22 protein-coding genes and 1 tRNA gene are annotated in these 21,253 nt (G+C 50.3%); 17 read left to right on the top strand and 6 right to left on the bottom strand.

What is annotated here, in order from left to right:
* Positions 1-543: 543 nt before the first annotated feature.
* The 5 genes from efeU to phoH all read left to right on the top strand — a co-directional run bounded on the left by efeU (position 544) and on the right by phoH (position 5,172).
* A complete protein-coding gene (efeU, locus tag FDX22_RS09070; RefSeq protein WP_146717075.1) occupies positions 544-1,377 on the top strand; it encodes an iron uptake transporter permease EfeU in 834 nt (277 codons plus the stop codon).
* A 58-nt stretch (positions 1,378-1,435) separates the two neighbouring features.
* Positions 1,436-2,563 carry an iron uptake system protein EfeO gene (efeO, locus tag FDX22_RS09065; protein WP_115258893.1) on the top strand — a complete coding sequence of 376 codons (1,128 nt, stop codon included), beginning with the start codon at positions 1,436-1,438 and terminating at the stop codon, positions 2,561-2,563.
* A 5-nt stretch (positions 2,564-2,568) separates the two neighbouring features.
* Positions 2,569-3,852: an iron uptake transporter deferrochelatase/peroxidase subunit gene (gene efeB, locus FDX22_RS09060; protein ID WP_146717074.1), complete on the top strand. Its 1,284-nt coding sequence runs from the start codon at positions 2,569-2,571 to the stop codon at positions 3,850-3,852.
* Positions 3,853-4,111: 259 nt separating this feature from the next.
* The gene (locus FDX22_RS30005) at positions 4,112-4,405 is read left to right on the top strand and encodes a hypothetical protein (protein ID WP_170973033.1); all 294 of its coding nucleotides are present in this window, start codon (positions 4,112-4,114) and stop codon (positions 4,403-4,405) included.
* Entirely contained in the window at positions 4,384-5,172 is a 789-nt protein-coding gene (gene phoH / locus FDX22_RS09055; RefSeq protein WP_186805289.1) for a phosphate starvation-inducible protein PhoH, read from the top strand. The genes FDX22_RS30005 and phoH overlap by 22 nt, the downstream gene beginning before the upstream one ends.
* A 239-nt stretch (positions 5,173-5,411) precedes the next feature.
* Here phoH and FDX22_RS09050 read toward each other — a convergent pair.
* A tRNA-Ser gene (locus FDX22_RS09050) sits at positions 5,412-5,499 on the bottom strand.
* 232 nt (positions 5,500-5,731) lie between these two features.
* On the opposite strand from FDX22_RS09050, the gene ghrA reads away from it, so the two are divergent.
* The 4 genes from ghrA to FDX22_RS09030 all read left to right on the top strand — a co-directional run bounded on the left by ghrA (position 5,732) and on the right by FDX22_RS09030 (position 8,690).
* Complete coding sequence (gene ghrA, locus FDX22_RS09045) at positions 5,732-6,670, top strand: glyoxylate/hydroxypyruvate reductase GhrA (protein WP_096757599.1); 939 nt, start codon at positions 5,732-5,734, stop codon at positions 6,668-6,670.
* A 119-nt stretch (positions 6,671-6,789) separates the two neighbouring features.
* On the top strand, positions 6,790-7,527 hold the full coding sequence (locus tag FDX22_RS09040; protein WP_115258890.1) for a phosphatase: 738 nt from the start codon (positions 6,790-6,792) through the stop codon (positions 7,525-7,527).
* A gap of 24 nt (positions 7,528-7,551) precedes the next feature.
* Positions 7,552-8,106, top strand: a complete 555-nt coding sequence (locus FDX22_RS09035; protein ID WP_146717073.1) for a molecular chaperone — start codon at positions 7,552-7,554, stop codon at positions 8,104-8,106.
* A 101-nt stretch (positions 8,107-8,207) separates the two neighbouring features.
* Positions 8,208-8,690 carry a DUF1097 domain-containing protein gene (locus FDX22_RS09030; RefSeq protein ID WP_135912264.1) on the top strand — a complete coding sequence of 161 codons (483 nt, stop codon included), beginning with the start codon at positions 8,208-8,210 and terminating at the stop codon, positions 8,688-8,690.
* Positions 8,691-8,742: 52 nt separating this feature from the next.
* Here FDX22_RS09030 and csgG read toward each other — a convergent pair whose 3' ends face one another.
* Genes csgG through csgD form a run of 4 tightly spaced genes read right to left on the bottom strand, consistent with a single transcriptional unit; the run spans position 8,743 to position 11,088 of the window.
* Positions 8,743-9,576, bottom strand: coding sequence for a curli production assembly/transport protein CsgG (gene csgG, locus FDX22_RS09025; RefSeq protein ID WP_096757595.1), 834 nt, complete (start codon positions 9,574-9,576; stop codon positions 8,743-8,745).
* A 25-nt stretch (positions 9,577-9,601) separates the two neighbouring features.
* The gene (gene csgF, locus FDX22_RS09020) at positions 9,602-10,015 is read right to left on the bottom strand and encodes a curli production assembly/transport protein CsgF (protein WP_096757594.1); all 414 of its coding nucleotides are present in this window, start codon (positions 10,013-10,015) and stop codon (positions 9,602-9,604) included.
* 25 nt (positions 10,016-10,040) lie between these two features.
* The gene (csgE, locus tag FDX22_RS09015; RefSeq protein WP_115258887.1) at positions 10,041-10,433 is read right to left on the bottom strand and encodes a curli production assembly/transport protein CsgE; all 393 of its coding nucleotides are present in this window, start codon (positions 10,431-10,433) and stop codon (positions 10,041-10,043) included.
* 4 nt (positions 10,434-10,437) lie between these two features.
* Entirely contained in the window at positions 10,438-11,088 is a 651-nt protein-coding gene (csgD, locus tag FDX22_RS09010) for a biofilm master transcriptional regulator CsgD (RefSeq protein WP_115258886.1), read from the bottom strand.
* 763 nt (positions 11,089-11,851) lie between these two features.
* On the opposite strand from csgD, the gene csgB reads away from it, so the two are divergent.
* From csgB to FDX22_RS08980, 6 genes are all read left to right on the top strand, one after another.
* The gene (csgB, locus tag FDX22_RS09005) at positions 11,852-12,307 is read left to right on the top strand and encodes a curli minor subunit CsgB (RefSeq protein ID WP_115258885.1); all 456 of its coding nucleotides are present in this window, start codon (positions 11,852-11,854) and stop codon (positions 12,305-12,307) included.
* 40 nt (positions 12,308-12,347) lie between these two features.
* On the top strand, positions 12,348-12,803 hold the full coding sequence (csgA, locus tag FDX22_RS09000) for a curli major subunit CsgA (protein WP_115258884.1): 456 nt from the start codon (positions 12,348-12,350) through the stop codon (positions 12,801-12,803).
* Between the two features lie 60 nt (positions 12,804-12,863).
* Positions 12,864-13,196: a curli assembly chaperone CsgC gene (csgC, locus tag FDX22_RS08995; protein WP_096757589.1), complete on the top strand. Its 333-nt coding sequence runs from the start codon at positions 12,864-12,866 to the stop codon at positions 13,194-13,196.
* A gap of 150 nt (positions 13,197-13,346) precedes the next feature.
* A complete protein-coding gene (locus tag FDX22_RS08990; protein ID WP_115258883.1) occupies positions 13,347-13,667 on the top strand; it encodes a type 1 fimbrial protein in 321 nt (106 codons plus the stop codon).
* A gap of 100 nt (positions 13,668-13,767) precedes the next feature.
* Positions 13,768-14,310: an O-acetyl-ADP-ribose deacetylase gene (gene ymdB, locus FDX22_RS08985; RefSeq protein ID WP_146717072.1), complete on the top strand. Its 543-nt coding sequence runs from the start codon at positions 13,768-13,770 to the stop codon at positions 14,308-14,310.
* On the top strand, positions 14,246-15,733 hold the full coding sequence (locus FDX22_RS08980; protein ID WP_146717071.1) for a phospholipase D family protein: 1,488 nt from the start codon (positions 14,246-14,248) through the stop codon (positions 15,731-15,733). Before ymdB ends, FDX22_RS08980 begins: the two co-directional genes overlap by 65 nt.
* A gap of 15 nt (positions 15,734-15,748) precedes the next feature.
* Here the strand turns inward: FDX22_RS08980 and mdoC are convergent, their stop codons facing one another.
* Positions 15,749-16,909: a glucans biosynthesis protein MdoC gene (mdoC, locus tag FDX22_RS08975; RefSeq protein ID WP_115258880.1), complete on the bottom strand. Its 1,161-nt coding sequence runs from the start codon at positions 16,907-16,909 to the stop codon at positions 15,749-15,751.
* 271 nt (positions 16,910-17,180) lie between these two features.
* On the opposite strand from mdoC, the gene mdoG reads away from it, so the two are divergent.
* Both mdoG and mdoH read left to right on the top strand, forming a co-directional pair.
* Complete coding sequence (mdoG, locus tag FDX22_RS08970; RefSeq protein WP_096759435.1) at positions 17,181-18,716, top strand: glucans biosynthesis protein MdoG; 1,536 nt, start codon at positions 17,181-17,183, stop codon at positions 18,714-18,716.
* Complete coding sequence (gene mdoH / locus FDX22_RS08965) at positions 18,709-21,237, top strand: glucans biosynthesis glucosyltransferase MdoH (RefSeq protein WP_115258879.1); 2,529 nt, start codon at positions 18,709-18,711, stop codon at positions 21,235-21,237. The genes mdoG and mdoH overlap by 8 nt, the downstream gene beginning before the upstream one ends.
* The last annotated feature ends 16 nt before the right edge of the window (positions 21,238-21,253 follow it).

The following is a 21,253-nucleotide window of genomic DNA, read 5'->3' as shown; positions in this document are numbered from 1 at the left end:
GGTGGTCAGGTGTGGGCTGGTCCGGCTGAAAATTGCCGACGTGTTTCCGCAAGGCCGGGAGAACCCGCAGGGATGCGGGTTCGGGGCGCGTTTTGCAGGGACGCTACCTCGCGCCCGGCCCGGTCGCCTGGAGGAATAAGCGGAGGGGATTGCGAAGCAACAATTTTCCGTGCCGGGAGCCGGGATTGTCAAGGGTGCGGCGATAGCACCCTTGACACGTTCACTGGCCTTCAAGGCATAGAAAAACGATGAACATGAAGTGAACGGAACCTTTCTCTGAGATAGCATCTTCATTACCTCCGGCAGCACATGTTGATACCTTCTGAAAACGTGTCGTTAACTGAATAATATAGCGCCGCGTGCGAGCTTTTTATGCCGCTTCGCAAAATCAAAGTAACCCTTATCAGACTAACTGTTTACATTAAGTCATCATTCTCAAAACATTCTTCTTGAGTTTTTCTTTTCTGTAATGATAATCACTATCACTGTAATTTACTTTTCTTTTCACGAGTTGACTGAGAATAACGTTTAAGGGTACTTCGCATGTTTGTTCCATTTCTGATTATGTTGCGCGAAGGCCTAGAGGCCGCGCTGATTGTCAGCCTGATAGCCAGTTACCTGAAACGGACTCAGCGCGGTCGCTGGATTGGCGTAATGTGGATTGGTGTTCTACTGGCGGCGGCGCTATGCCTGGCGCTGGGGATTTTCATCAATGAAACTACCGGTGAATTTCCGCAAAAAGAGCAGGAGCTGTTTGAAGGGATCGTGGCAGTGATTGCCGTGGTGATCCTCACCTGGATGGTCTTCTGGATGCGTAAAGTTTCGCGCAACGTCAAAGTTCAACTGGAGCAGGCGGTCGATAACGCGTTACAGCGTGGCAATCATCACGGATGGGCGCTGGTGATGATGGTCTTTTTTGCCGTCGCTCGTGAAGGCCTGGAGTCGGTTTTCTTTCTGCTGGCGGCCTTTCAGCAGGATGTGGGTATCTGGCCACCGGTTGGAGCGATGCTGGGACTGGCAACGTCCGTCGTTCTGGGCTACCTGATATATCTCGGCGGGATCAGACTGAATCTCGGGGCCTTCTTCAAATGGACCAGCTTGTTCATTTTGCTGGTGGCCGCAGGTCTTGCCGCCGGAGCCATTCGCGCGTTCCACGAAGCCGGGTTATGGAATCATTTCCAGGATGTGGCATTTGATCTGAGCAGCGTGCTGTCGACGCACTCGCTGTTTGGCACGCTGATGGAAGGGATTTTTGGTTACCAGGAAGCGCCAAGTGTCAGTGAGGTTGCCGTCTGGTTTATCTACCTGATCCCGGCACTGATTATGTTTGCATTACCGCCTCGTTCAGGCTCTACGGCGTCTCGTACTGCACCCTGATAACAACGCGACGCAGAATATCATTTAGTTACAACATACTTATTTATAGGGATAGGTCATGACGATTAACTTTCGCCGTAGTGCGCTGCAGCTGGGTATGGCTGCGCTGTTTACTTCTGCTTTTGCCTCACACGCCGCAGATATTCCCAAGGTCAATGTCACGGTTAACGACAAACAGTGTGAACCGATGACAATCACGGTTAATGCCGGAAAAACCCAGTTCATTATTCAGAACCACAGTCAGAAAGCGCTGGAGTGGGAAATCCTCAAAGGCGTGATGGTGGTGGAAGAGCGTGAAAATATTGCGCCGGGCTTTAGCCAGAAAATGACCGCCAACCTGCAACCTGGCGAATATGATATGACCTGCGGCCTGCTGACGAACCCGAAAGGGAAGCTGATCGTCAAGGGCAGCGCAACGGCAGATGCGGCACAGAGTGACGCCCTGCTGAGCCTGAGCGGTGCAATTACCGAATACAAAGCCTATGTAACCGCAGAAACCGCACAGCTGGTGGCGGGGACCAAAGCATTTACAGATGCCATTAAAGCCGGGGATATCGAGAAGGCTAAATCCCTGTATGCGCCGACGCGCCAGCATTATGAACGTATTGAACCGATTGCTGAGCTGTTCTCTGACCTCGATGGCAGCATCGATGCACGTGAAGATGATTACGAGCAAAAGGCCGCCGATCCTAAATTCACCGGCTTCCACCGTCTGGAAAAAGCGCTGTTTGGCGACAATACCACCAAGGGGATGGATAAATACGCCGACCAGTTGAACACCGATGTTATCGACCTGCAAACGCGCATCAGTGAACTGGCCTTCCCACCGTCTAAAGTGGTTGGCGGAGCGGCGGGTCTGATTGAAGAAGTGGCCGCCAGTAAAATTAGCGGCGAAGAAGATCGCTACAGCCACACCGACCTGTGGGATTTCCAGGCCAACGTCGATGGCGCGCAGAAAATTGTCGATCTCCTGCGTCCTCAACTGCAAAAATCCAATGCTGAACTGCTGGCAAAAGTGGATGCGAACTTCAAAAAAGTCGATAGCATTCTGAGCAAGTATCGCACCAAAGACGGGTTTGAAACTTACGACAAACTGACCGATGCTGACCGCAACGCGCTGAAAGGACCGATTACGACGCTGGCAGAAGATTTGTCGCAATTACGCGGCGTACTGGGTCTGGATTAAGCATCATGCAACAAGATAATGAAAACGGCGTGAGTGAACCCTCACGCCGACGTCTGTTAAAGGGCATGGGAGCATTGGGCGGCGCGCTGGCACTGGCGGGCGGCTGTCCGGTTGCGCATGCGCAAAAACCGCACAGTGCGCCGGGCACTCTGTCACCCAATGCGCGCGATGATGTACAGCCCTTTTATGGACCGCATCAGGCGGGGATCCTGACGCCGCAGCAGGCCTCGATGATGCTGGTGGCATTTGATGTCCTCGCCAGCGACAAAGCAGATCTTGAACGTCTGTTCCGTTTATTGACCCATCGCTTTGCGTTCCTGACCACCGGCGGCCCGGCTCCAGAAACGCCGAATCCGCGCTTGCCGCCAATGGACTCCGGCATACTGGGGGCTTACATTGCCCCGGACAACCTGACGATGACGCTGTCGGTCGGCCATTCACTGTTTGATGAGCGCTATGGCCTGAAAGCACAAATGCCAAAAACGCTGCAAAAAATGACGCGCTTCCCGAATGATTCGCTGGATGCGGCGCTGTGCCACGGGGATCTGCTGTTACAAATTTGCGCCAACACGCAGGACACCGTTATTCACGCGTTGCGCGATATCATCAAGCACACGCCGGATTTGCTCAGCGTGCGCTGGAAGCGAGAGGGATTTATCTCCGATCATGCTGCACGCAGTAAAGGCAAAGAAACCCCGGTAAATTTACTCGGTTTTAAAGACGGGACCGCGAACCCGGATGGTACTGATGAAAAGCTGATGCAAAACGTGGTGTGGGTCACGGCCGATCAAGGCGAGCCTGCATGGGCGGTAGGGGGCAGCTATCAGGCGGTGAGACTTATTCAGTTTCGCGTGGAGTTCTGGGATCGCACGCCGCTTAAAGAGCAGCAAACCATTTTTGGTCGCGATAAACAGACCGGCGCTCCGCTGGGAATGCAGCATGAGCATGATGTACCGGACTATGCCAATGATCCTGAAGGTGAGGTGATTGCGCTCGACAGCCATATCCGGCTGGCGAACCCGCGGACCAAAGAGACCGAATCCAGCCTGATGATGCGTCGTGGCTACAGCTATTCGCTCGGTGTGACGCAATCTGGACAGCTGGATATGGGGCTGCTGTTCGTATGCTATCAACACGATCTGCAGAAAGGTTTTTTGGCCGTACAGAAACGCCTGAATGGTGAAGCGTTGGAGGAGTACGTTAAGCCGATTGGCGGCGGTTACTTCTTTGCTTTACCGGGCGTAAAAAAACCGGACCACTACCTCGGACAATCTCTGCTACAAGCCTGATACCCGTGCCCCGCGCCTGTGCGGGGCAATTCCTCACATGTTGACCTGATACAGCGATGAACGAAATAATTAATTTTCGTGATACGTGCTGCAGTGAAATAATTCTGTCATCTCTCTGTAAGAGACTGTTGCCAACGATAAGATGGAATTTAGTTAACAATAAGTAAAAATATTGTTGCATTGAGAATAAATTCTGTTGTACTTATATGTAACAGCGGTAGTTCCCGGCAGTGATAGTCATTCACTATGGAGATCGCGAATGGTAACGTCCTGTATTGGACAGGTTTCTTACATTATCACCACCTTACGCGGACGTTTCTCTTCCGGTAGCCATCTCGTCACCGCTAAATTCCTCTCTCTTCCACATCTTATCCTTGTTACTGACGCCTTATACGGTGCGCGTAGCCGTGTGTGGTGTCTTATTCGTAGGCAAGCAATGGCTTACAAGGAAGCCAACCCTCAGATGTTCGTGCGCATAATCGTGCCGAAGATGGCGCGTGTGATGTATACCTACAACTCAAGGTGCTATCCATGGGAAGACAAAAAGCAGTGATCAAAGCTCGTCGTGAAGCAAAACGTGTGCTGAGACGGGATTCGCGTAGCCATAAACAACGTGAAGATGAATCGGTCACCTCGCTTGTGCAGATGGGCGGCGTAGAAGCGATTGGTATGGCGCGTGACAGTCGCGATGCCACACCTATCACGGCGCGAAATGAGGCTCAGGCGCACTACCTGAATGCTATTGAGAGTAAACAGCTGATCTTCGCTACCGGTGAAGCCGGGTGTGGTAAAACCTGGATCAGCGCGGCAAAAGCAGCAGAGGCTCTGATCCACAAAGATGTGGACCGGATCATTGTCACCCGTCCAGTTCTGCAAGCTGATGAAGATCTCGGCTTCTTACCTGGAGATGTTTCCGAGAAGTTTGCTCCCTATTTTCGCCCGGTGTATGACGTGCTGGTAAAACGTCTGGGTGCCTCCTTTATGCAATATTGCCTGCGACCTGAGATTGGGAAGGTAGAAATCGCGCCGTTCGCGTATATGCGCGGACGGACATTTGAAAATGCCGTTGTCATTCTCGACGAGGCTCAGAATGTCACTGCTGCGCAGATGAAGATGTTTTTGACGCGCCTCGGGGAGAATGTGACGGTAATTGTGAACGGGGATATTACCCAGTGCGATTTACCGGCGCATGTTCGATCCGGGCTAAACGATGCGCTGGCCCGCTTCGAAGAAGATGACATGATTGGAATCGTTTGTTTCAATAAAGATGATTGCGTTCGCTCGGCGCTTTGTCAGCGGACGCTTAACGCTTACAGCTGATAGGTTCTGCGTCTTCAAGGCCCGGGGAACCGGGCTTTGTTTTTTTATAAGCAGGGATAATCGTTTATATGCATATAAAAAACACAGACACGCTTCTTTGCAGGATGCCTGATGGCGCTTCGCTTATCCGGCCTACGGGGATTTGCGTTGTCGGCCGGATAAGATGCTCGTATCGCATCCGCCATATTGCAACAGACGAAAAAAAAGCCCGTACTTGCGTACGAGCTCTTCTTCAAATATGGCGGTGAGAGAGGGGTTCGAACCCTCGATACGTTGCCGTATACACACTTTCCAGGCGTGCTCCTTCAGCCACTCGGACACCTCACCGTATTGTTGTTCCTGCGTTAGCGGAACGGGCGCTAATGTAGGGGAAACACCGCCCCGACGTCAATCTACTTTTTAAAAAAAACGTGCATTTACACAAACTTCAAGCAACATGGGGCGTAAATAAGCAAGAATTGCTTTTTTTGCCAGCATCCTAAAATTTGCTATTCTGATATTCCTTGGAAAATGATGATAAGTGCGAGAAAGTTCCGCATAACACTGCTCAGGAGTTAATATGGAAATACTTTTCTATCACCCGACATTCGATACGGCCTGGTGGCTGAAGGCACTGGCTAAGGCAATCCCAGGCGCAAATGTCCGTGAATGGAAGCGGGGTGATAATGCGCATGCTGACTATGCCCTCGTCTGGCATCCACCGGTTGATATGCTGGCAGGTCGCAAGTTAAAAGCTGTTTTCGCGTTGGGCGCCGGCGTGGACTCTATCCTCAGCAAGCTAAAAGCCCACCCTGAAATGCTGGATGCGTCAATCCCGCTTTTCCGTCTGGAAGATACCGGTATGGGTCTGCAAATGCAGGAATATGCGGTGAGTCAGGTGCTGCACTGGTTTCGACGCTTTGATGACTATCAGGCGCTAAAAAGTCAGGCGAAATGGCAACCGCTGCAAGAGTATACCCGCGAAGAGTTTACTGTCGGGATTATGGGGGCAGGGGTATTAGGGGCCAAAGTGGCTGAGAGCCTGCAAGCATGGGGCTTCCCGCTGCGTTGCTGGAGTCGGACGCGTAAATCCTGGCCCGGTGTGGAAAGCTTTGCCGGTACCGCAGAGCTGGCGGCGTTCCTGAGCCAAACGCGGGTGCTGATTAATCTTCTGCCAAATACGGCAGAAACGGTAGGTATTATTAACACCGGGCTGCTGAATCAATTGCAGGATGGGGCGTACGTGCTTAACCTGGCTCGCGGGGTTCATCTGAAGGAAGACGATCTGCTGGCTGCGCTGAATACCGGAAAGTTGAAGGGCGCGATGCTGGACGTCTACAGCAGCGAGCCGCTACCGGAAAATAACCCTCTATGGAAACATCCGCGCGTGGCGATGACGCCGCATATTGCCGCCGTGACGCGTCCTGCAGAGGCCGTAGACTATATCTCACGCACCATTTTAAACCTTGAGAGTGGGAAAGCCGTAACGGGTCAAGTCGATCGCGTTAGGGGATATTGATAACAACCCGGCCAGCCGCCGGGTTTCGTCTAAACACCGTCCTACAGCTCTAATTATTTAGGGTATTAATGGTGGAGATACCTGCTATCCTTGACGAAAAATGACTACAGGAGAGAATTATGTATCCCGTTGACCTGCATATGCATACCGTCGCCAGCACCCACGCCTACAGTACCCTGAGTGATTACATCGCCGAAGCCAAACGCAAAGGTATCAAGCTGTTTGCGATCACCGATCACGGGCCGGACATGGCAGATGCCCCGCATCACTGGCATTTTATTAATATGCGCATTTGGCCAAGGTTGGTGGACGGGGTGGGAATTCTCCGCGGTATTGAAGCGAATATTAAAAATATTGACGGCGAGATCGACTGCTCCGGTCCGATGTTTACTTCCCTGGATTTAATCATTGCAGGCTTCCATGAGCCGGTTTTCGCACCTGTTGATAAAGACACGCATACCCAGGCGATGATTGCCACAATGGCGAGTGGTAATGTGCACATTATCAGTCATCCAGGAAATCCAAAGTATGAGTTAGACTTTACCGCCGTCGCACAGGCGGCAGCGAAATACCAGGTAGCACTGGAAATCAATAACTCCTCATTCCTGCATTCACGTAAGGGCAGTGAAGACAACTGTCGCGCAGTCGCCGCAGCGGTACGCGATGCCGGTGGATGGGTGGCGTTAGGATCGGATTCCCATACCGCCTTCACGCTGGGGGAATTTGGTGAATGCCGTAAAATCCTGGATGATGTGAACTTCCCGGAGGACAGAATTTTAAACGTATCGCCAAAACGCCTGCTGGCGTTTCTGGAATCGCGCGGCATGGAGCCTATCGCGGAATTTGCTGAACTTTAATTGTGAACTAACTGGAATACAACAATGAACGAGTTTTCTATCCTGTGTCGCGTCCTGGGATCGCTGTTTTACCGCCAACCGCAGGACCCGTTACTGGTTCCTCTTTTTACCGTGATCGGTGAGGGTAAACTGTCAGCAAGTTGGCCACTGGAGCAAGATGAACTGCTGGCTCGCTTACAGAAAAGCTGTGATATGCCGCAGGTGGCTGCAGATTATAACGCGCTGTTTGTCGGTGAAGAGTGTGCGGTGCCACCTTATCGCAGCGCTTGGGTCGAAGGTGCTAAGGAATCCGATGTTCGCGCATTCCTTTCTGCGCGCGGCATGCCGCTGTCGGATACTCCTGCTGATCATATCGGCACATTGCTGCTGGCTGCGTCATGGCTTGAAGATCAGTCTGCTGAAGATGAAAGTGAAGCGCTGGAAACGTTATTCGTTGACTATCTGCTCCCGTGGTGTGGCGCGTTCCTTGGCAAAGTGGAAGCGCATGCCAGTTCCCCATTCTGGCGTACCATGGCGCCGCTGACGCGCGATGCGATTGGCGCGATGTGGGACGAGTTGCAGGAAGATACCGAAGAGTAAATGTGATTTAAGTCACTTTATTCTGCAACGCAATTTATCAGCTTGCATAAATTGTGTGCACGATCTCATTATCATGCCGTTTTTCTGCTAAGATGCGCGGCATGAACATACTTCTTTCTATTGCAATCACAACGGGCATTCTCTCCGGTATCTGGGGATGGGTGGCCGTTTCTCTTGGTTTACTCAGTTGGGCAGGTTTTTTGGGTTGTACAGCCTATTTTGCCTGTCCGCAGAGTGGGCTGAAAGGGCTGTGGATCTCAGCGTGTACGCTGTTAAGCGGTGTGGTGTGGGCGTTGGTGATTATTAACGGTAGTGCGCTTGCCCCGCATATGGACATCATCGGCTATGTCATTACGGGGATTGTTGCCTTCTTGATGTGCATTCAGGCTAAGCAATGGTTGCTTTCATTTGTGCCGGGTACGTTTATTGGTGCATGTGCAACATTTGCAGGGCAGGGGGACTGGCGTCTGGTTCTGCCTTCGTTAGCAGTGGGACTGGTGTTTGGCTATGCAATGAAGAACAGCGGACTGTGGTTGGCGTCCCGCCGTGAAAACCGAGAATCACCTTCGTTGACCAGTAAATAATAAAAAGCGTGAGGTTACCCTCACGCTTGTCGTTGTCTTTTCATATTAAGTATCAGGATTCCGGCGGTACCGACAAATGACGGTATTTAACCAGAATATCGTTATCGACCTGTTTCTTATCCTGCAAGTCCCATAATCCGCGATCAATCCCGTCGTTAATCAGGAAAATAACCCCAGTTTCAATGGCTGACATCAGGCACAGCATAACGGGTTCGTTAGAGGTATAACCGATTTCACCTTCCAGCAGACGTTGGTAATCAATGAAGCGGAATACCCCAGCCTGGACTTCATAGGAGAGAATGGTTTTGCTGGTGTTCACCGAAGAAAGGATTTCACCCGTGCTGACGTTGACCACACGCAGGTTGACCGCAATCTGATCAAGCTGGTATTGCGTGTCTGCGCCAATACCGAAATAACGCGCGCCAACCCCACCAGACTTAACGTTGCTTTCATAACCGATGATAGACCCTTCCACCATTACGTTTGCGGCGGTCAGTGACTGAAGCGGAATACGGTTATTTACAGCAACGGTACCGTTTTCTTGCGCAGCACGAATAATTTTTCGTTCGTTAAGCAAGTTCTGTAATCCCTGACGCTCCAGCGGTACAAACCAGCGAGAATCCTTCAATGCGGTGACCAGCATCGCCGTGGCACTTTGCGGGACAGCCGTTGAGAAGTTACTTGCCGGGTAAGGCTTAAATTGACCCGTTTCATCTTGAATGTTGTAAACCGAGACAAAAATCTTGCCCGTAGGCATTGGCAGGTGCGTCAAGTCTTTATAGCTTTGGGCACGCGGCATTAATGTCGGTTTAGCGGCTTCTTGTGGCGGGGCTGTTAAGCATCCGCTGAGTAAGAATATTGCAACCAAAATAAGTAAGCGCTGCATGATTTTTTCCTTTCGTAGCTATAGCTTAGAAATCGGCTGACTGTGTTTGTAAACCCGACACTTCTATCGTCGATGTTTTGCCCGTTTTCCTGTCTGTGACATTGAGTTGCAGCTGCCCATCCCGGTTGGCGATATCAATGATAAAATCATTGGTTACCATCCTGCCCGGCTTACCGGTATTAATATTGGTAAGCAGACCGCCGAGAATTTGTGACTGGATGGCCTGGGTAAAGTTGTCCAGGGCCGATGGGGTTTCAAAACCGAAATCGTCACCACTTGGATCTTTATACGAGTTTTGCGCCTGCGCACTGTTCAGCAAAAAAGCGCCGTTATTTGGGTTGCCACCAAAGTTTGGATTGCGGAACTGGAACGTCATGTTTCCGGCCCAACTTAATGGTGAAATTAGCATGAGCAAAACCACTGCATGTTTGACACGCATGAAAGCCTCCGGACAAAATCATGTTTTAGAATTCATCACGCGCTAAATCGCTTGTGCTTAATAGTGTTTGATCTATTTGCCGACGATTTAATGCATCTTCTGTTTCAGCCAGAGCGAAGACGACTATTTTGTCGAAGTCTCTTTTCGTCGGGAATAAAAAAGTCTGGAAGATAACGTCCTGATTGATCGTTATGGTGATCCAACTTCCCCAACGTGCACTGGGTCTTTCATTGATGGTTAAGTTTCCTGTGTACTCACTTTCCCACTTGTCGCTAAACGCACGATAAAAATCATGGCCGATTGAAGAGACAGTGTGGTCGGTTAACAGTCCGGGAACCTCCACTTCTACAGCGGCGTGTAGATTCCCGGCAGCAAGGAATAAATTTGCTGCCACAATCCAGTTCAAATAGCGTTTCATGGCATTATCGCCTGAGGTTATCATTGGCCCACGAGACCGCCTGCGTACGGTTCTTCACAGCTATCTTTTTGAAAAGATTATAAAGATGCGTTTTTACCGTATTTTCACTGATAAACAGTGAGCGTGCGATTTCAATATTTGAGGCGCCGATACGCAGTTTATTAAGGATCTCTTTTTCACGATGTGTGAGTAGTGCTGACTCTGTACTGTTATAACGATAGTTTCCAGAATGTGTGATCAGGTAGCTGGCGAGCTTTTGCGAGAAGTAGCATTCACCGCGTAAAACGCCTTGTAACCCGGCCACCACACGCTGTTCATCTTCTGCTACGTAAAATACACCATTGATATGCGGCCAGTTTTCAATATCCCGGTACGGATAATCATCGGGTGTATTCAACAATAACGTCTTTATACTGTTGTTTTTTCTACTTAAGTTATCTTGCCAGTAATGGATCAGCTTTTTATCTGCCTCCATCATATCCAGTAAAACAATGCAGCTGGAGGAAATATCGTCCAGAGAACGTTGAATATTATGCAGTTTTCCGGTGAGCGCCAGCGATTGCTTTAAATGTTGTAATAATGCAGTTGCCTGCAGGGACGGTTTAGTGATCAACAATAATGTATGACCATGAATACTATGGACTTCATTAAACATGATGAAACTCCACTTTTATAGTCGCACACCTGACAGCTGCCTCTACTAAAATAGAGGCACCAGAAGTACTGACAGATGCTGCACTGCTGTGTAGAAATAAAATATCGACCCAAAGGGGTGAAAATATTAAAACAAATGGACTTCAACTGATTTCAATCTAGCTATTACAAATCTTAAAGCAAGTGTTAAACTTGTTACAGAATGTAAATTTATATATTAAAATGTGATTTTAAGGTTTTTATTGAGTTTAGATTTGATAGGAAAGTTGTACACTTTACTGTTATTGCATAGATTTAAAAAATCATACAAATTATATTAATTGCATGATAAATAAGAAGTTTATTAATAGTTCTTTCGTTTTAGCTTTCTAATGAATTCTGAAGTTTTTGTCTCACTTTACGTTGAGTAATTTTCGACAGAAAAAAATGATGTTTGTCACGACTTGCGCCAAGGCCTATCAACACCTCGCGCTGCGAGGGCCTGAAGTCGCTGAAGATTGGTTTTTTATGCTTCTGCATAGAAATGCACATCTCACGCTAAAGCCAAAATAAAATGTATACAGATAACAGCGTTATTGGCTGTTAATTAGTACTTTGGGGTGAATCTGAATATAAAAATACCACTCGCGGGTGAGTTATTTAAAATGTTTCAACGGACATACTCTTCATCGTAACGTGGCATTAACAAGTTTAAGTCATGTTAACAACAAAACTTGAGTGGTAAATAATTCAACTTCATGTACGACCAGGTCCAGGGTGACAACATGAAAAACAAGTTGTTATTTATGATGTTTACAATGCTGGGTGTGCCTGGAATTGTGTCCGCAACAAGTTATGACATGGCTAATGCAGAATATAACTTTGCGGTAAATGAATTAAGTAAGTCTTCATTTAATCAGGCAGCCATTATTGGTCAAGTAGGCGCTGGGAACAGTGCCAATACACGCCAGTCGGGCTCGAAGCTATTGTCGGTCATTTCGCAGGATGGTTCAAGTAACCGAGCGAAAATAGATCAGGCAGGATCATATAATCTTGCATATATAGATCAGGCGGGTAGTTCCAATGATGCGAGTATAAAACAAGGTTCTTACGGTAATACGGCCGTTATTATCCAGAAAGGTTCGGGTAATAAAGCAAATATTACCCAGTACGGTACACAAAAAACAGCAGTTGTGGTGCAGAGACAGTCGCAAATGGCCATTCGCGTGACTCAACGCTAATCCATGAACGACTTTTAAATCAATCCGATGGGGGTTTACCATGAAACTTTTAAAAGTGGCAGCATTCGCAGCAATCGTAGTTTCTGGCAGTGCTCTGGCTGGTGTTGTTCCGCAATGGGGCGGCAACGGCAATCACCATGGTGGTGGTAATAATTTTGGTCCAGAATCATCAATGAGTATTTACCAGTATGGTTCTGGCAACATTGCGAATGCGCTGCAAAGTGATGCACGTAAATCCGATGTGACCATCACCCAGCATGGGCGTGGTAACGGGGCAACCGTCGGACAAGGTGCTGATGACAGTACCATTAGTCTGAAACAGTCAGGCTTCAGCAACAGCGCTGACATCAATCAGTGGAATGCTAAACGTGCGGACATTAACGTGACCCAATACGGTGGTCGCAACGGTGCGGTGGTTAATCAGACTGCGTCTGACTCCAACGTTCTGGTTCGTCAGGTTGGTTTTGGCAACAACGTCACGGCTAACCAACATTAATTCAGTCTGCTGACTGAGAATAAACAGGGCGAAAGCCCTGTTTTTTTTCGGGAGAATAGTATGCATACGCTATTACTTATTGCCGCGCTGTCAAATCAAATCACCTTTAATACAACCCAGCAAGGCGAAATGTACACCATTATTCCTCAGGTAACGTTAACGCAACCCTGTGAATGTCAGGTACAAGTCTTCGCGATACGTGAAGGGAAGGGGGGGCAAAGCCAAACGCAGCAGAAAACAAGCCTTTCGGTCCCTGCTAATCGGCCGATTGATTTAACTAAGCTGAGCTTTAATATTTCCGCTGAGGACTCAGTAAAAATTATTGTCACCGTTTCGGATGGGCAATCGCTGCATCTCTCACAACAATGGACAGACTCATCCGGTCATTCTTGAGGGACTGAAGTATTTGCAGGTCGGGTGTGGCTGGGAGCGCATTGCTGTTCTATGAATATAGAAACGTGAAGATGTTTTTATCGGGTCGTTAATCGCAGCGGTGAAGGATCATACCGATCCCTCAAGAGGACTAATCATTGAGGAACCTTTATGTGTACTTTAGCGAACAGAATTCTGAGTATTGGCATTGGTGTTTTTTCTCTTTTTACAGTATCCGTAAGTGCTCAACAAATCTCAGCGGGTGGGATTATTCATTTTCGCGGTGAAATAGTGGAACCGCCTTGTGAAGTTAGCACCCAGCAACAACAGATAGAAATGTCATGTATACGCGACGGCAAGATGCAAAGTAGCCGTTTTAATGCGCAACAGGTCACTCTGGTGCCGCAGAATGTTAAGCAAATTGCGAGCGCTAACATGCACTACCTCAATGAGCAGAAAACCCTCGCTATTCTTAACATTGAATATAAATAAGTCGTTCTGGCGTAGATATGCAGCCGTTTCGTTAAAAAGTGAGATTTCCTGGAAAACCCTGCTGTACACTGAAGAGAAGGTGTTTCGTCAGGGGAAGTTTATGCAATCGCGTGTTCATGTGGTACAGGGCGACATTACGACGATGGCTGTTGATGTGATCGTCAATGCTGCCAATTCGTCCCTATTGGGAGGCGGTGGTGTGGATGGGGCAATTCATCGCGCTGCCGGACCGGCATTGTTGGAGGCCTGCAAACAGGTTATCCAACAGCAGGGAGAATGTCCAACGGGTCATGCGGTCATCACTCTGGCAGGCAATCTTCCTGCGAAAGCGGTTATTCATACCGTGGGGCCTGTGTGGCAGGGGGGCGATCATCATGAAGCTGAACGTCTCGAAGAGGCCTATTTGAACACGCTGCAACTGGCCTTAGCCAATGGCTATCAATCCATTGCTTTTCCGGCGATTAGCACGGGAGTGTATGGTTATCCGCGCGCAGCAGCAGCGGAAATCGCCGTCAACACGGTGTTGAGGTTCACGACCCGCCGGCCGCTACCTGAGCAGATTTACTTCGTGTGTTTTGATGACGAAACGGCCCAACTTTATAACAGATTACTCACCCAGCAAGGCGATGATAACCCAGCCTGATATGACGCGGCTCGAGCGTGCAATTACTCCGCTTTGCGCCAGCCATCCTGAACAATGCGGCATCCTTGCGCTGGATGACAGTCTGGATGCGTTTGCCGCTCGCTATCGACTCACTGAAATGGCGGAACGCTCCCTGGATGTGCAGTATTACATCTGGGAGAACGACATGTCCGGGCTGCTATTGTTTTCGGTACTGCTGGCCGCAGCGAAACGTGGCGTGCAGGTCCGTTTGTTGCTGGACGACAACAACACGCCGGGTCTGGATGATACGCTGCAATTACTGGATAACCACCCGAATATCGAAGTCCGCCTGTTTAATCCTTTCTCTTTTCGCATCTTGCGTGCGGTGGGCTATTTAACCGATTTCGCCCGACTTAACCGCCGTATGCACAATAAAAGTTATACCGCCGACGGGGTGGTCACGTTGGTTGGCGGGCGCAATATCGGTGACGCCTATTTTGGCGCAGGCGAACAGCCGCTATTTTCAGATTTGGATGTAATGGCCGTTGGGCCGGTGGTGACCGAGGTTGCGGATGATTTTGAACGTTACTGGCAGTGTCAGTCCGTTTCAACACTCAAAAAAGTGCTCTCACTGTCAGAGCCTGAACCTACCCAGCGTATTGACCTGCCGGAGTCCTGGTATAACGATGATATAACTCGCCGTTACCTGAATAAGCTGGAAACCAGCCAGTTTATGGCCAGTCTCGATCGGGGGGCGTTGCCGCTGATTTGGGCCAAAACACGCCTGCTCAGCGACGACCCGCTAAAAGGTGAGGGGAAGGCTCCGCGCCATTCGCTATTACCTCAGCGCTTGTTCGATATTATGGGCTCACCTACCGAGCGTATTGATATTATTTCCGCCTATTTTGTGCCTACACGGGCGGGCGTGGCCCAACTGCTGCGTTTGGTGAGAAAAGGGGTCAAAATTGCCATTCTAACCAATTCGCTGGCGGCGAATGATGTGGCAATTGTTCATGCCGGCTACGCGCGCTGGCGAAAAAAACTGCTGCGCTATGGTGTGGAATTATATGAGCTTAAACCGACACGCGATCGCGCCACGGCTGTACACGATCGCGGATTAACCGGTAATTCGGGCTCGAGTTTGCACGCTAAAACTTTCAGTATTGACGGGCGTAAGGTGTTTATCGGCTCGCTTAATTTTGATCCGCGCTCCACATTGCTCAACACGGAAATGGGATTTGTGATTGAAAGCGAAAGCCTGGCTGCACTGATTCATAACCGTTTTATGCAGAGTCAGCATGATGTTGCCTGGCAATTGCGTCTCGATCGCTGGGGACGGATTAACTGGATTGACCGCCAGCAGGGTCATGAGCAGGTGCTGAAAAAAGAACCCGCCACCGGATTCTGGAAGCGGGTATTGGTGAAGCTGGCCTCGATATTACCGATTGAATGGTTGCTCTGAACGACGTAACCCAAGCTAACCAGTGACGGCCTTGTTTTTGTCCTGCTTAACCGGCGGTTTTCCTGAAAACAAAAACTTCAGTACCGGGATCCGGAGATGAATTTCGTACAGTATCACCGCGATCCCGACCACAAACAGCAGTCCACAGAGAAAGCCCAGCAGATTGGATGAGATGTGCGGTGTGATATAGGCGCCGAAAAACAGCGTTAACGGATGATGCACCAGATAAATAAACAGCGATGCATTGACAAAATAGGTTACGCGCGCTGACTGAAAATTCAATAAACGATAGCCGAGCGAAAAGACCACGTTAACCATCAACAGCCCCAGAACCATGGTTACCACGTATTCAGTTTCATACATCCAGGCGTCGCCGTTGCCGTAACGTTGGTTGAGTAGGTACGCCACAAAGGCCGCTCCTGCACCGAGAGTGCAACCACGCGAGGGGGTGGTGAACAGCGCCTTCAGATTGGGATTAATGAATGCCAGCGCGCCGAGCATAAAGAAAGGCACATAAAACAGCGTTTGCATGACGACAAAATTAAACATGCCGTCGCTGAGGATCGAAGGGTAGAGAATAAAAATGGTTCGTCTGACGACGGCGTAGCCCACACCAAGCAAGGCAAAAATTAGCGTTAACTTTACCATTGACGCTGGGGCAGGGGGCGTTCCCTGCTGGCTTTCCTGACGCTTCTTAATTTGGGTAAATACCCACATGCTCACGGTCGTTAACACCACAAGGACCAGCAAAAACCACAGATGAGAAATGAGCTCCCAGGCAAGGGCGTTATATTTATCGTACCCGCTGAGCGTGTGCCAACTCTCTGCTTTCCCTTTTACATATTGCAGCATGATAAATTGCGGCAGTGTGAGCAAGGGAATCGCGGTCAACATCGGGATCCCCACGCGCTCAACACGCACTTTCCACCAGCGTTTTAATGGATAGCGTAAAAACAACATGTAGGAAAAATAACCCGAAATAACAAAAAACACCTGCATGCGAAACGCATGGATGAAGTCGTTAAACAAGGTTAGCCACCACGACGGTTCAGCACTGTTCACGTGCCAGGTGTGTGTGGAATAGATCAATGAGATATGGAATGGGATCCCCAACAACATCAGCCAGGCGCGGATGGAGTCAAGAAAATATTCACGCGGAGGGGATACAGAGCTCATAAACAGTTACGTATTCTCAGACTTTTCGTCTTATCCCTAAGACGAATAATGGTTACATTCGAGGGCAACCCTACACGAAGTCCAACAACCTGTCTCCAGGATAAGCACGCAAAGTGAAAACAGGCAGATGAACCTGATTAAACCATGAGCCAGCGCGCGAACAATACAGGGATTCAGTTGTCGGAATACCCGATTATCCATTAAAATGGATCGGATCAATATAAGCACACAAAGGGGGAAGTGCTTACTAATTATGAAACATAAACTACAAATGATGAAAATGCGTTGGTTGGGTGCAGCAGTCATGTTAACGCTGTACACATCTTCGAGCTGGGCATTCAGTATTGATGATGTGGCAAAGCAAGCTCAATCCTTAGCCGATAAAGGCTATGAGGCGCCTAAAAGTAACTTGCCCTCCGTTTTCCGCGACATGAAGTATGCGGATTATCAGCAGATCCAGTTCAATCACGATAAAGCCTACTGGAGCAATCTCAAGACCCCATTTAAGCTCGAGTTCTACCACCAGGGTATGTACTTCGACACGCCGGTCAAGATCAACGAAGTTACCGCCACAGCGGTAAAGAGAATCAAATACAACCCGGATTATTTTAATTTCGGCGATGTTCAGCATGATAAAGACACGGTAAAAGATCTCGGTTTCGCCGGGTTCAAGGTGCTGTACCCGATCAACAGCAAAGATAAAAACGATGAAATCGTCAGCATGCTCGGTGCCAGCTATTTCCGCGTCCTGGGAGCCGGTCAGGTTTATGGCCTGTCTGCACGCGGCCTCGCTATTGATACCGCACTGCCTTCCGGTGAAGAATTTCCCCGTTTTCGCGAGTTTTGGATCGAACGTCCAAAACCGACTGACAAACGTTTAACCATCTATGCATTGCTGGACTCCCCACGCGCCACCGGGGCCTATCGTTTTGTGATTATGCCAGGCCGTGACACGGTGGTGGACGTTCAGTCCAAAGTTTACCTGCGCGACAAAGTAGGCAAACTGGGCGTTGCGCCGCTGACCAGTATGTTCCTGTTCGGGCCGAACCAACCGTCTCCGGCGACCAACTATCGTCCGGAGCTGCATGACTCTAACGGTTTGTCTATCCATGCTGGCAACGGCGAGTGGATTTGGCGTCCGCTGAATAACCCGAAACACCTCGCGGTGAGCAGTTTTGCGATGGAAAACCCGCAGGGATTTGGTCTGCTGCAACGTGGCCGCCAGTTCTCGCGTTTTGAAGATATCGACGACCGCTACGACCTGCGTCCGAGTGCCTGGGTAACGCCGAAAGGTGACTGGGGCAAGGGGAAACTTGAGCTAGTTGAAATCCCAACCAACGATGAAACCAACGACAACATCGTCGCTTACTGGACGCCGGACCAACTGCCTGAAGCAGGCAAAGAGATGAACTTCAAGTACACGCTGACCTTTACCCGCGATGAAGACAAACTTCATGCGCCGGATAATGCCTGGGTACAGCAGACACGTCGTTCTACCGGTGATGTCAAACAATCGAACCTCATTCGTCAGCCTGACGGCACGATTGCATTTATCGTGGATTTTGCCGGCGCAGATATGAAAAAACTGCCGCAGGATACCCCAGTCACCGCGCAAACCAGCATTGGTGATAACGGTGAAATCGTTGAGAGTACCGTGCGTTATAACCCGGTCACTAAGGGTTGGCGTCTGATGCTGCGCGTGAAAGTGAAAGATGCGAAGAAAACCACTGAAATGCGTGCTGCGTTGGTCAATGCCGATCAGCCGTTGAGTGAAACCTGGAGCTACCAGTTACCTGCCAATGAATAAGACAACTGAGTATATTGACGCAATGCCGCTTTCGGATATCGAGAAAGCGGCACTGCCGAAAACTGACATCCGCGCCGTTCATCAGGCGCTGGATGCTGAGCATCGTACTTACTCGCGCGAAGACGATTCACCGCAGGGGTCTGTTAAAGCTCGCCTTGAGCAAGCCTGGCCGGATTCTCTGGCCAAAGAGCAGTTAATTAAAGACGATGAAGGACGCGACCAGCTGCAGGCTATGCCGAAGGCTACGCGTACATCTATGTTTCCCGATCCCTGGCGTACCAACCCGGTAGGCCGTTTTTGGGATCGTCTGCGTGGACGCGATGTTACGCCGCGTTATCTTTCTCGTTTGACGAAAGAAGAACAAGAAAGTGAACAGAAATGGCGTACCGTCGGGACGATTCGCCGCTATACGCTGCTTATCTTAACGCTGGCGCAAACGGTCGTTGCGACCTGGTATATGAAGACCATTCTTCCGTACCAGGGCTGGGCGTTCATTAATCCGGCAGACATGATGGGGCAGGACCTGTGGGTCTCCTTTATGCAATTGCTGCCCTATGTGCTCCAGACCGGTATCCTGATTCTGTTTGCGGTATTGTTCTGCTGGGTATCGGCAGGGTTCTGGACCGCGCTGATGGGGTTCTTGCAACTGCTGATTGGCCGCGATAAGTACAGTATTTCCGCGTCAACGGTGGGGGATGAAGCATTAAACCCTGAGCACCGCACCGCGTTGATCATGCCTATCTGTAACGAGGACGTTGACCGCGTATTCGCGGGGCTGCGCGCCACGTGGGAATCGGTGAAAGCCACGGGTAATGCTGCGCATTTCGATGTCTACATCCTGAGCGACAGCTACAACCCTGATATCTGCGTGGCGGAACAAAAAGCCTGGATGGAGCTGATCGCTGAAGTGCAGGGCGAAGGACAGATTTTCTACCGCCGTCGTCGTCGTCGTGTGAAGCGTAAAAGCGGCAACATTGATGACTTCTGCCGTCGCTGGGGGAATCAGTACAGCTACATGGTCGTCCTGGACGCTGACTCAGTGATGAGCGGCGATTGCCTGACCGGTCTGGTGCGTCTGATGGAAGCGAACCCGAATGCCGGTATTATTCAGTCGTCGCCAAAAGCGTCCGGTATGGACACGCTGTATGCACGCTGCCAGCAGTTTGCTACGCGCGTGTATGGGCCGCTGTTTACCGCCGGGCTTCACTTCTGGCAGCTCGGGGAGTCGCACTACTGGGGTCACAACGCGATTATTCGCGTGAAGCCGTTTATTGAGCATTGTGCGCTCGCACCGCTACCGGGTGAAGGCTCGTTTGCGGGTTCGATCCTCTCCCATGACTTCGTGGAAGCGGCGTTAATGCGTCGTGCAGGCTGGGGGGTGTGGATTGCCTACGATCTGCCGGGTTCTTATGAAGAGCTGCCGCCAAACCTGCTTGATGAACTGAAGCGTGACCGTCGTTGGTGTCACGGCAACCTGATGAACTTCCGTCTGTTCCTGGTCAAAGGGATGCATCCGGTTCACCGTGCGGTGTTCCTGACGGGCGTGATGTCTTATCTGTCTGCCCCGCTGTGGTTTATGTTCCTCGCGCTTTCAACCGCATTGCAGGTGGTGCATGCGCTGACGGAGCCGCAATACTTCCTGCAGCCGCGTCAGCTGTTCCCGGTGTGGCCGCAGTGGCGTCCTGAACTGGCGATTGCGCTGTTTGCCTCAACCATGGTGCTGCTGTTCCTGCCGAAGCTGCTGAGTATTTTGCTCATCTGGTGCAAAGGGACGAAAGAGTACGGCGGTTTTGTCCGCGTGACGCTGTCGCTGCTGCTGGAGGTGCTGTTCTCCGTGCTACTGGCGCCGGTGCGTATGCTGTTCCATACCGTCTTCGTGGTCAGTGCTTTCCTCGGTTGGGAAGTCGTCTGGAACTCGCCGCAGCGTGATGATGACTCTACTCCGTGGGGTGAAGCGTTTATGCGTCACGGCTCCCAGCTGCTGCTGGGTCTGGTCTGGGCGGTCGGTATGGCCTGGCTGGATCTGCGCTTCCTGTTCTGGCTGGCACCGATAGTCTTCTCCCTGATCCTGTCGCCGTTTGTGTCGGTGATTTCCAGCCGTTCAACGATAGGGTTACGTACCAAGCGCTGGAAGCTGTTCCTGATCCCGGAGGAGTATTCTCCTCCGCAGGTGCTGGTGGATACGGATAACTACCTGGTGATGAATCGCAATCGCTCGCTGGATGACGGCTTTATGCACGCGGTGTTTAACCCGTCATTTAACGCACTGGCTACGGCGATGGCGACCGCGCGTCACCGCGCCAGTAACGTGCTGGAGATTGCCCGTGACCGTCATGTCGAGCAGGCGCTGAACGATACACCTGAGAAACTGAATCGCGATCGCCGCCTTGTGCTGTTGAGCGATCCGGTGACTATGGCGCGTTTACATTATCGCGTCTGGAACTCGCCGGATAAGTATTCGTCGTGGGTTAATTATTATCAGGGGATAACCCTGAACCCGCTGGCACTCAGGAAGAAATAGAACGCCTGAAATGTGA

Source organism: Citrobacter sp. TBCS-14 (assembly GCF_005280805.1).
In the GTDB taxonomy this organism is placed as follows: domain Bacteria; phylum Pseudomonadota; class Gammaproteobacteria; order Enterobacterales; family Enterobacteriaceae; genus Citrobacter; species Citrobacter gillenii.
The sequence above is the reverse complement of the archived record's forward strand: the minus strand, read 5'-3'. Positions and strand labels throughout refer to the sequence as shown.

Bases quoted from the DNA above. Each gene is read 5' to 3' on its own strand.
- efeU (WP_146717075.1), top strand. From the start codon at position 544: ATGTTTGTTCCATTTCTGATTATGTTGCGCGAAGGCCTAGAGGCCGCG.
- efeO (WP_115258893.1), top strand. From the start codon at position 1,436: ATGACGATTAACTTTCGCCGTAGTGCGCTGCAGCTGGGTATGGCTGCG.
- efeB (WP_146717074.1), top strand. From the start codon at position 2,569: ATGCAACAAGATAATGAAAACGGCGTGAGTGAACCCTCACGCCGACGT.
- FDX22_RS30005 (WP_170973033.1), top strand. From the start codon at position 4,112: ATGGTAACGTCCTGTATTGGACAGGTTTCTTACATTATCACCACCTTA.
- phoH (WP_186805289.1), top strand. From the start codon at position 4,384: ATGGGAAGACAAAAAGCAGTGATCAAAGCTCGTCGTGAAGCAAAACGT.
- ghrA (WP_096757599.1), top strand. From the start codon at position 5,732: ATGGAAATACTTTTCTATCACCCGACATTCGATACGGCCTGGTGGCTG.
- FDX22_RS09040 (WP_115258890.1), top strand. From the start codon at position 6,790: ATGTATCCCGTTGACCTGCATATGCATACCGTCGCCAGCACCCACGCC.
- FDX22_RS09035 (WP_146717073.1), top strand. From the start codon at position 7,552: ATGAACGAGTTTTCTATCCTGTGTCGCGTCCTGGGATCGCTGTTTTAC.
- FDX22_RS09030 (WP_135912264.1), top strand. From the start codon at position 8,208: ATGAACATACTTCTTTCTATTGCAATCACAACGGGCATTCTCTCCGGT.
- csgG (WP_096757595.1), bottom strand. From the start codon at position 9,576: ATGCAGCGCTTACTTATTTTGGTTGCAATATTCTTACTCAGCGGATGC.
- csgF (WP_096757594.1), bottom strand. From the start codon at position 10,015: ATGCGTGTCAAACATGCAGTGGTTTTGCTCATGCTAATTTCACCATTA.
- csgE (WP_115258887.1), bottom strand. From the start codon at position 10,433: ATGAAACGCTATTTGAACTGGATTGTGGCAGCAAATTTATTCCTTGCT.
- csgD (WP_115258886.1), bottom strand. From the start codon at position 11,088: ATGTTTAATGAAGTCCATAGTATTCATGGTCATACATTATTGTTGATC.
- csgB (WP_115258885.1), top strand. From the start codon at position 11,852: ATGAAAAACAAGTTGTTATTTATGATGTTTACAATGCTGGGTGTGCCT.
- csgA (WP_115258884.1), top strand. From the start codon at position 12,348: ATGAAACTTTTAAAAGTGGCAGCATTCGCAGCAATCGTAGTTTCTGGC.
- csgC (WP_096757589.1), top strand. From the start codon at position 12,864: ATGCATACGCTATTACTTATTGCCGCGCTGTCAAATCAAATCACCTTT.
- FDX22_RS08990 (WP_115258883.1), top strand. From the start codon at position 13,347: ATGTGTACTTTAGCGAACAGAATTCTGAGTATTGGCATTGGTGTTTTT.
- ymdB (WP_146717072.1), top strand. From the start codon at position 13,768: ATGCAATCGCGTGTTCATGTGGTACAGGGCGACATTACGACGATGGCT.
- FDX22_RS08980 (WP_146717071.1), top strand. From the start codon at position 14,246: ATGACGAAACGGCCCAACTTTATAACAGATTACTCACCCAGCAAGGCG.
- mdoC (WP_115258880.1), bottom strand. From the start codon at position 16,909: ATGAGCTCTGTATCCCCTCCGCGTGAATATTTTCTTGACTCCATCCGC.
- mdoG (WP_096759435.1), top strand. From the start codon at position 17,181: ATGATGAAAATGCGTTGGTTGGGTGCAGCAGTCATGTTAACGCTGTAC.
- mdoH (WP_115258879.1), top strand. From the start codon at position 18,709: ATGAATAAGACAACTGAGTATATTGACGCAATGCCGCTTTCGGATATC.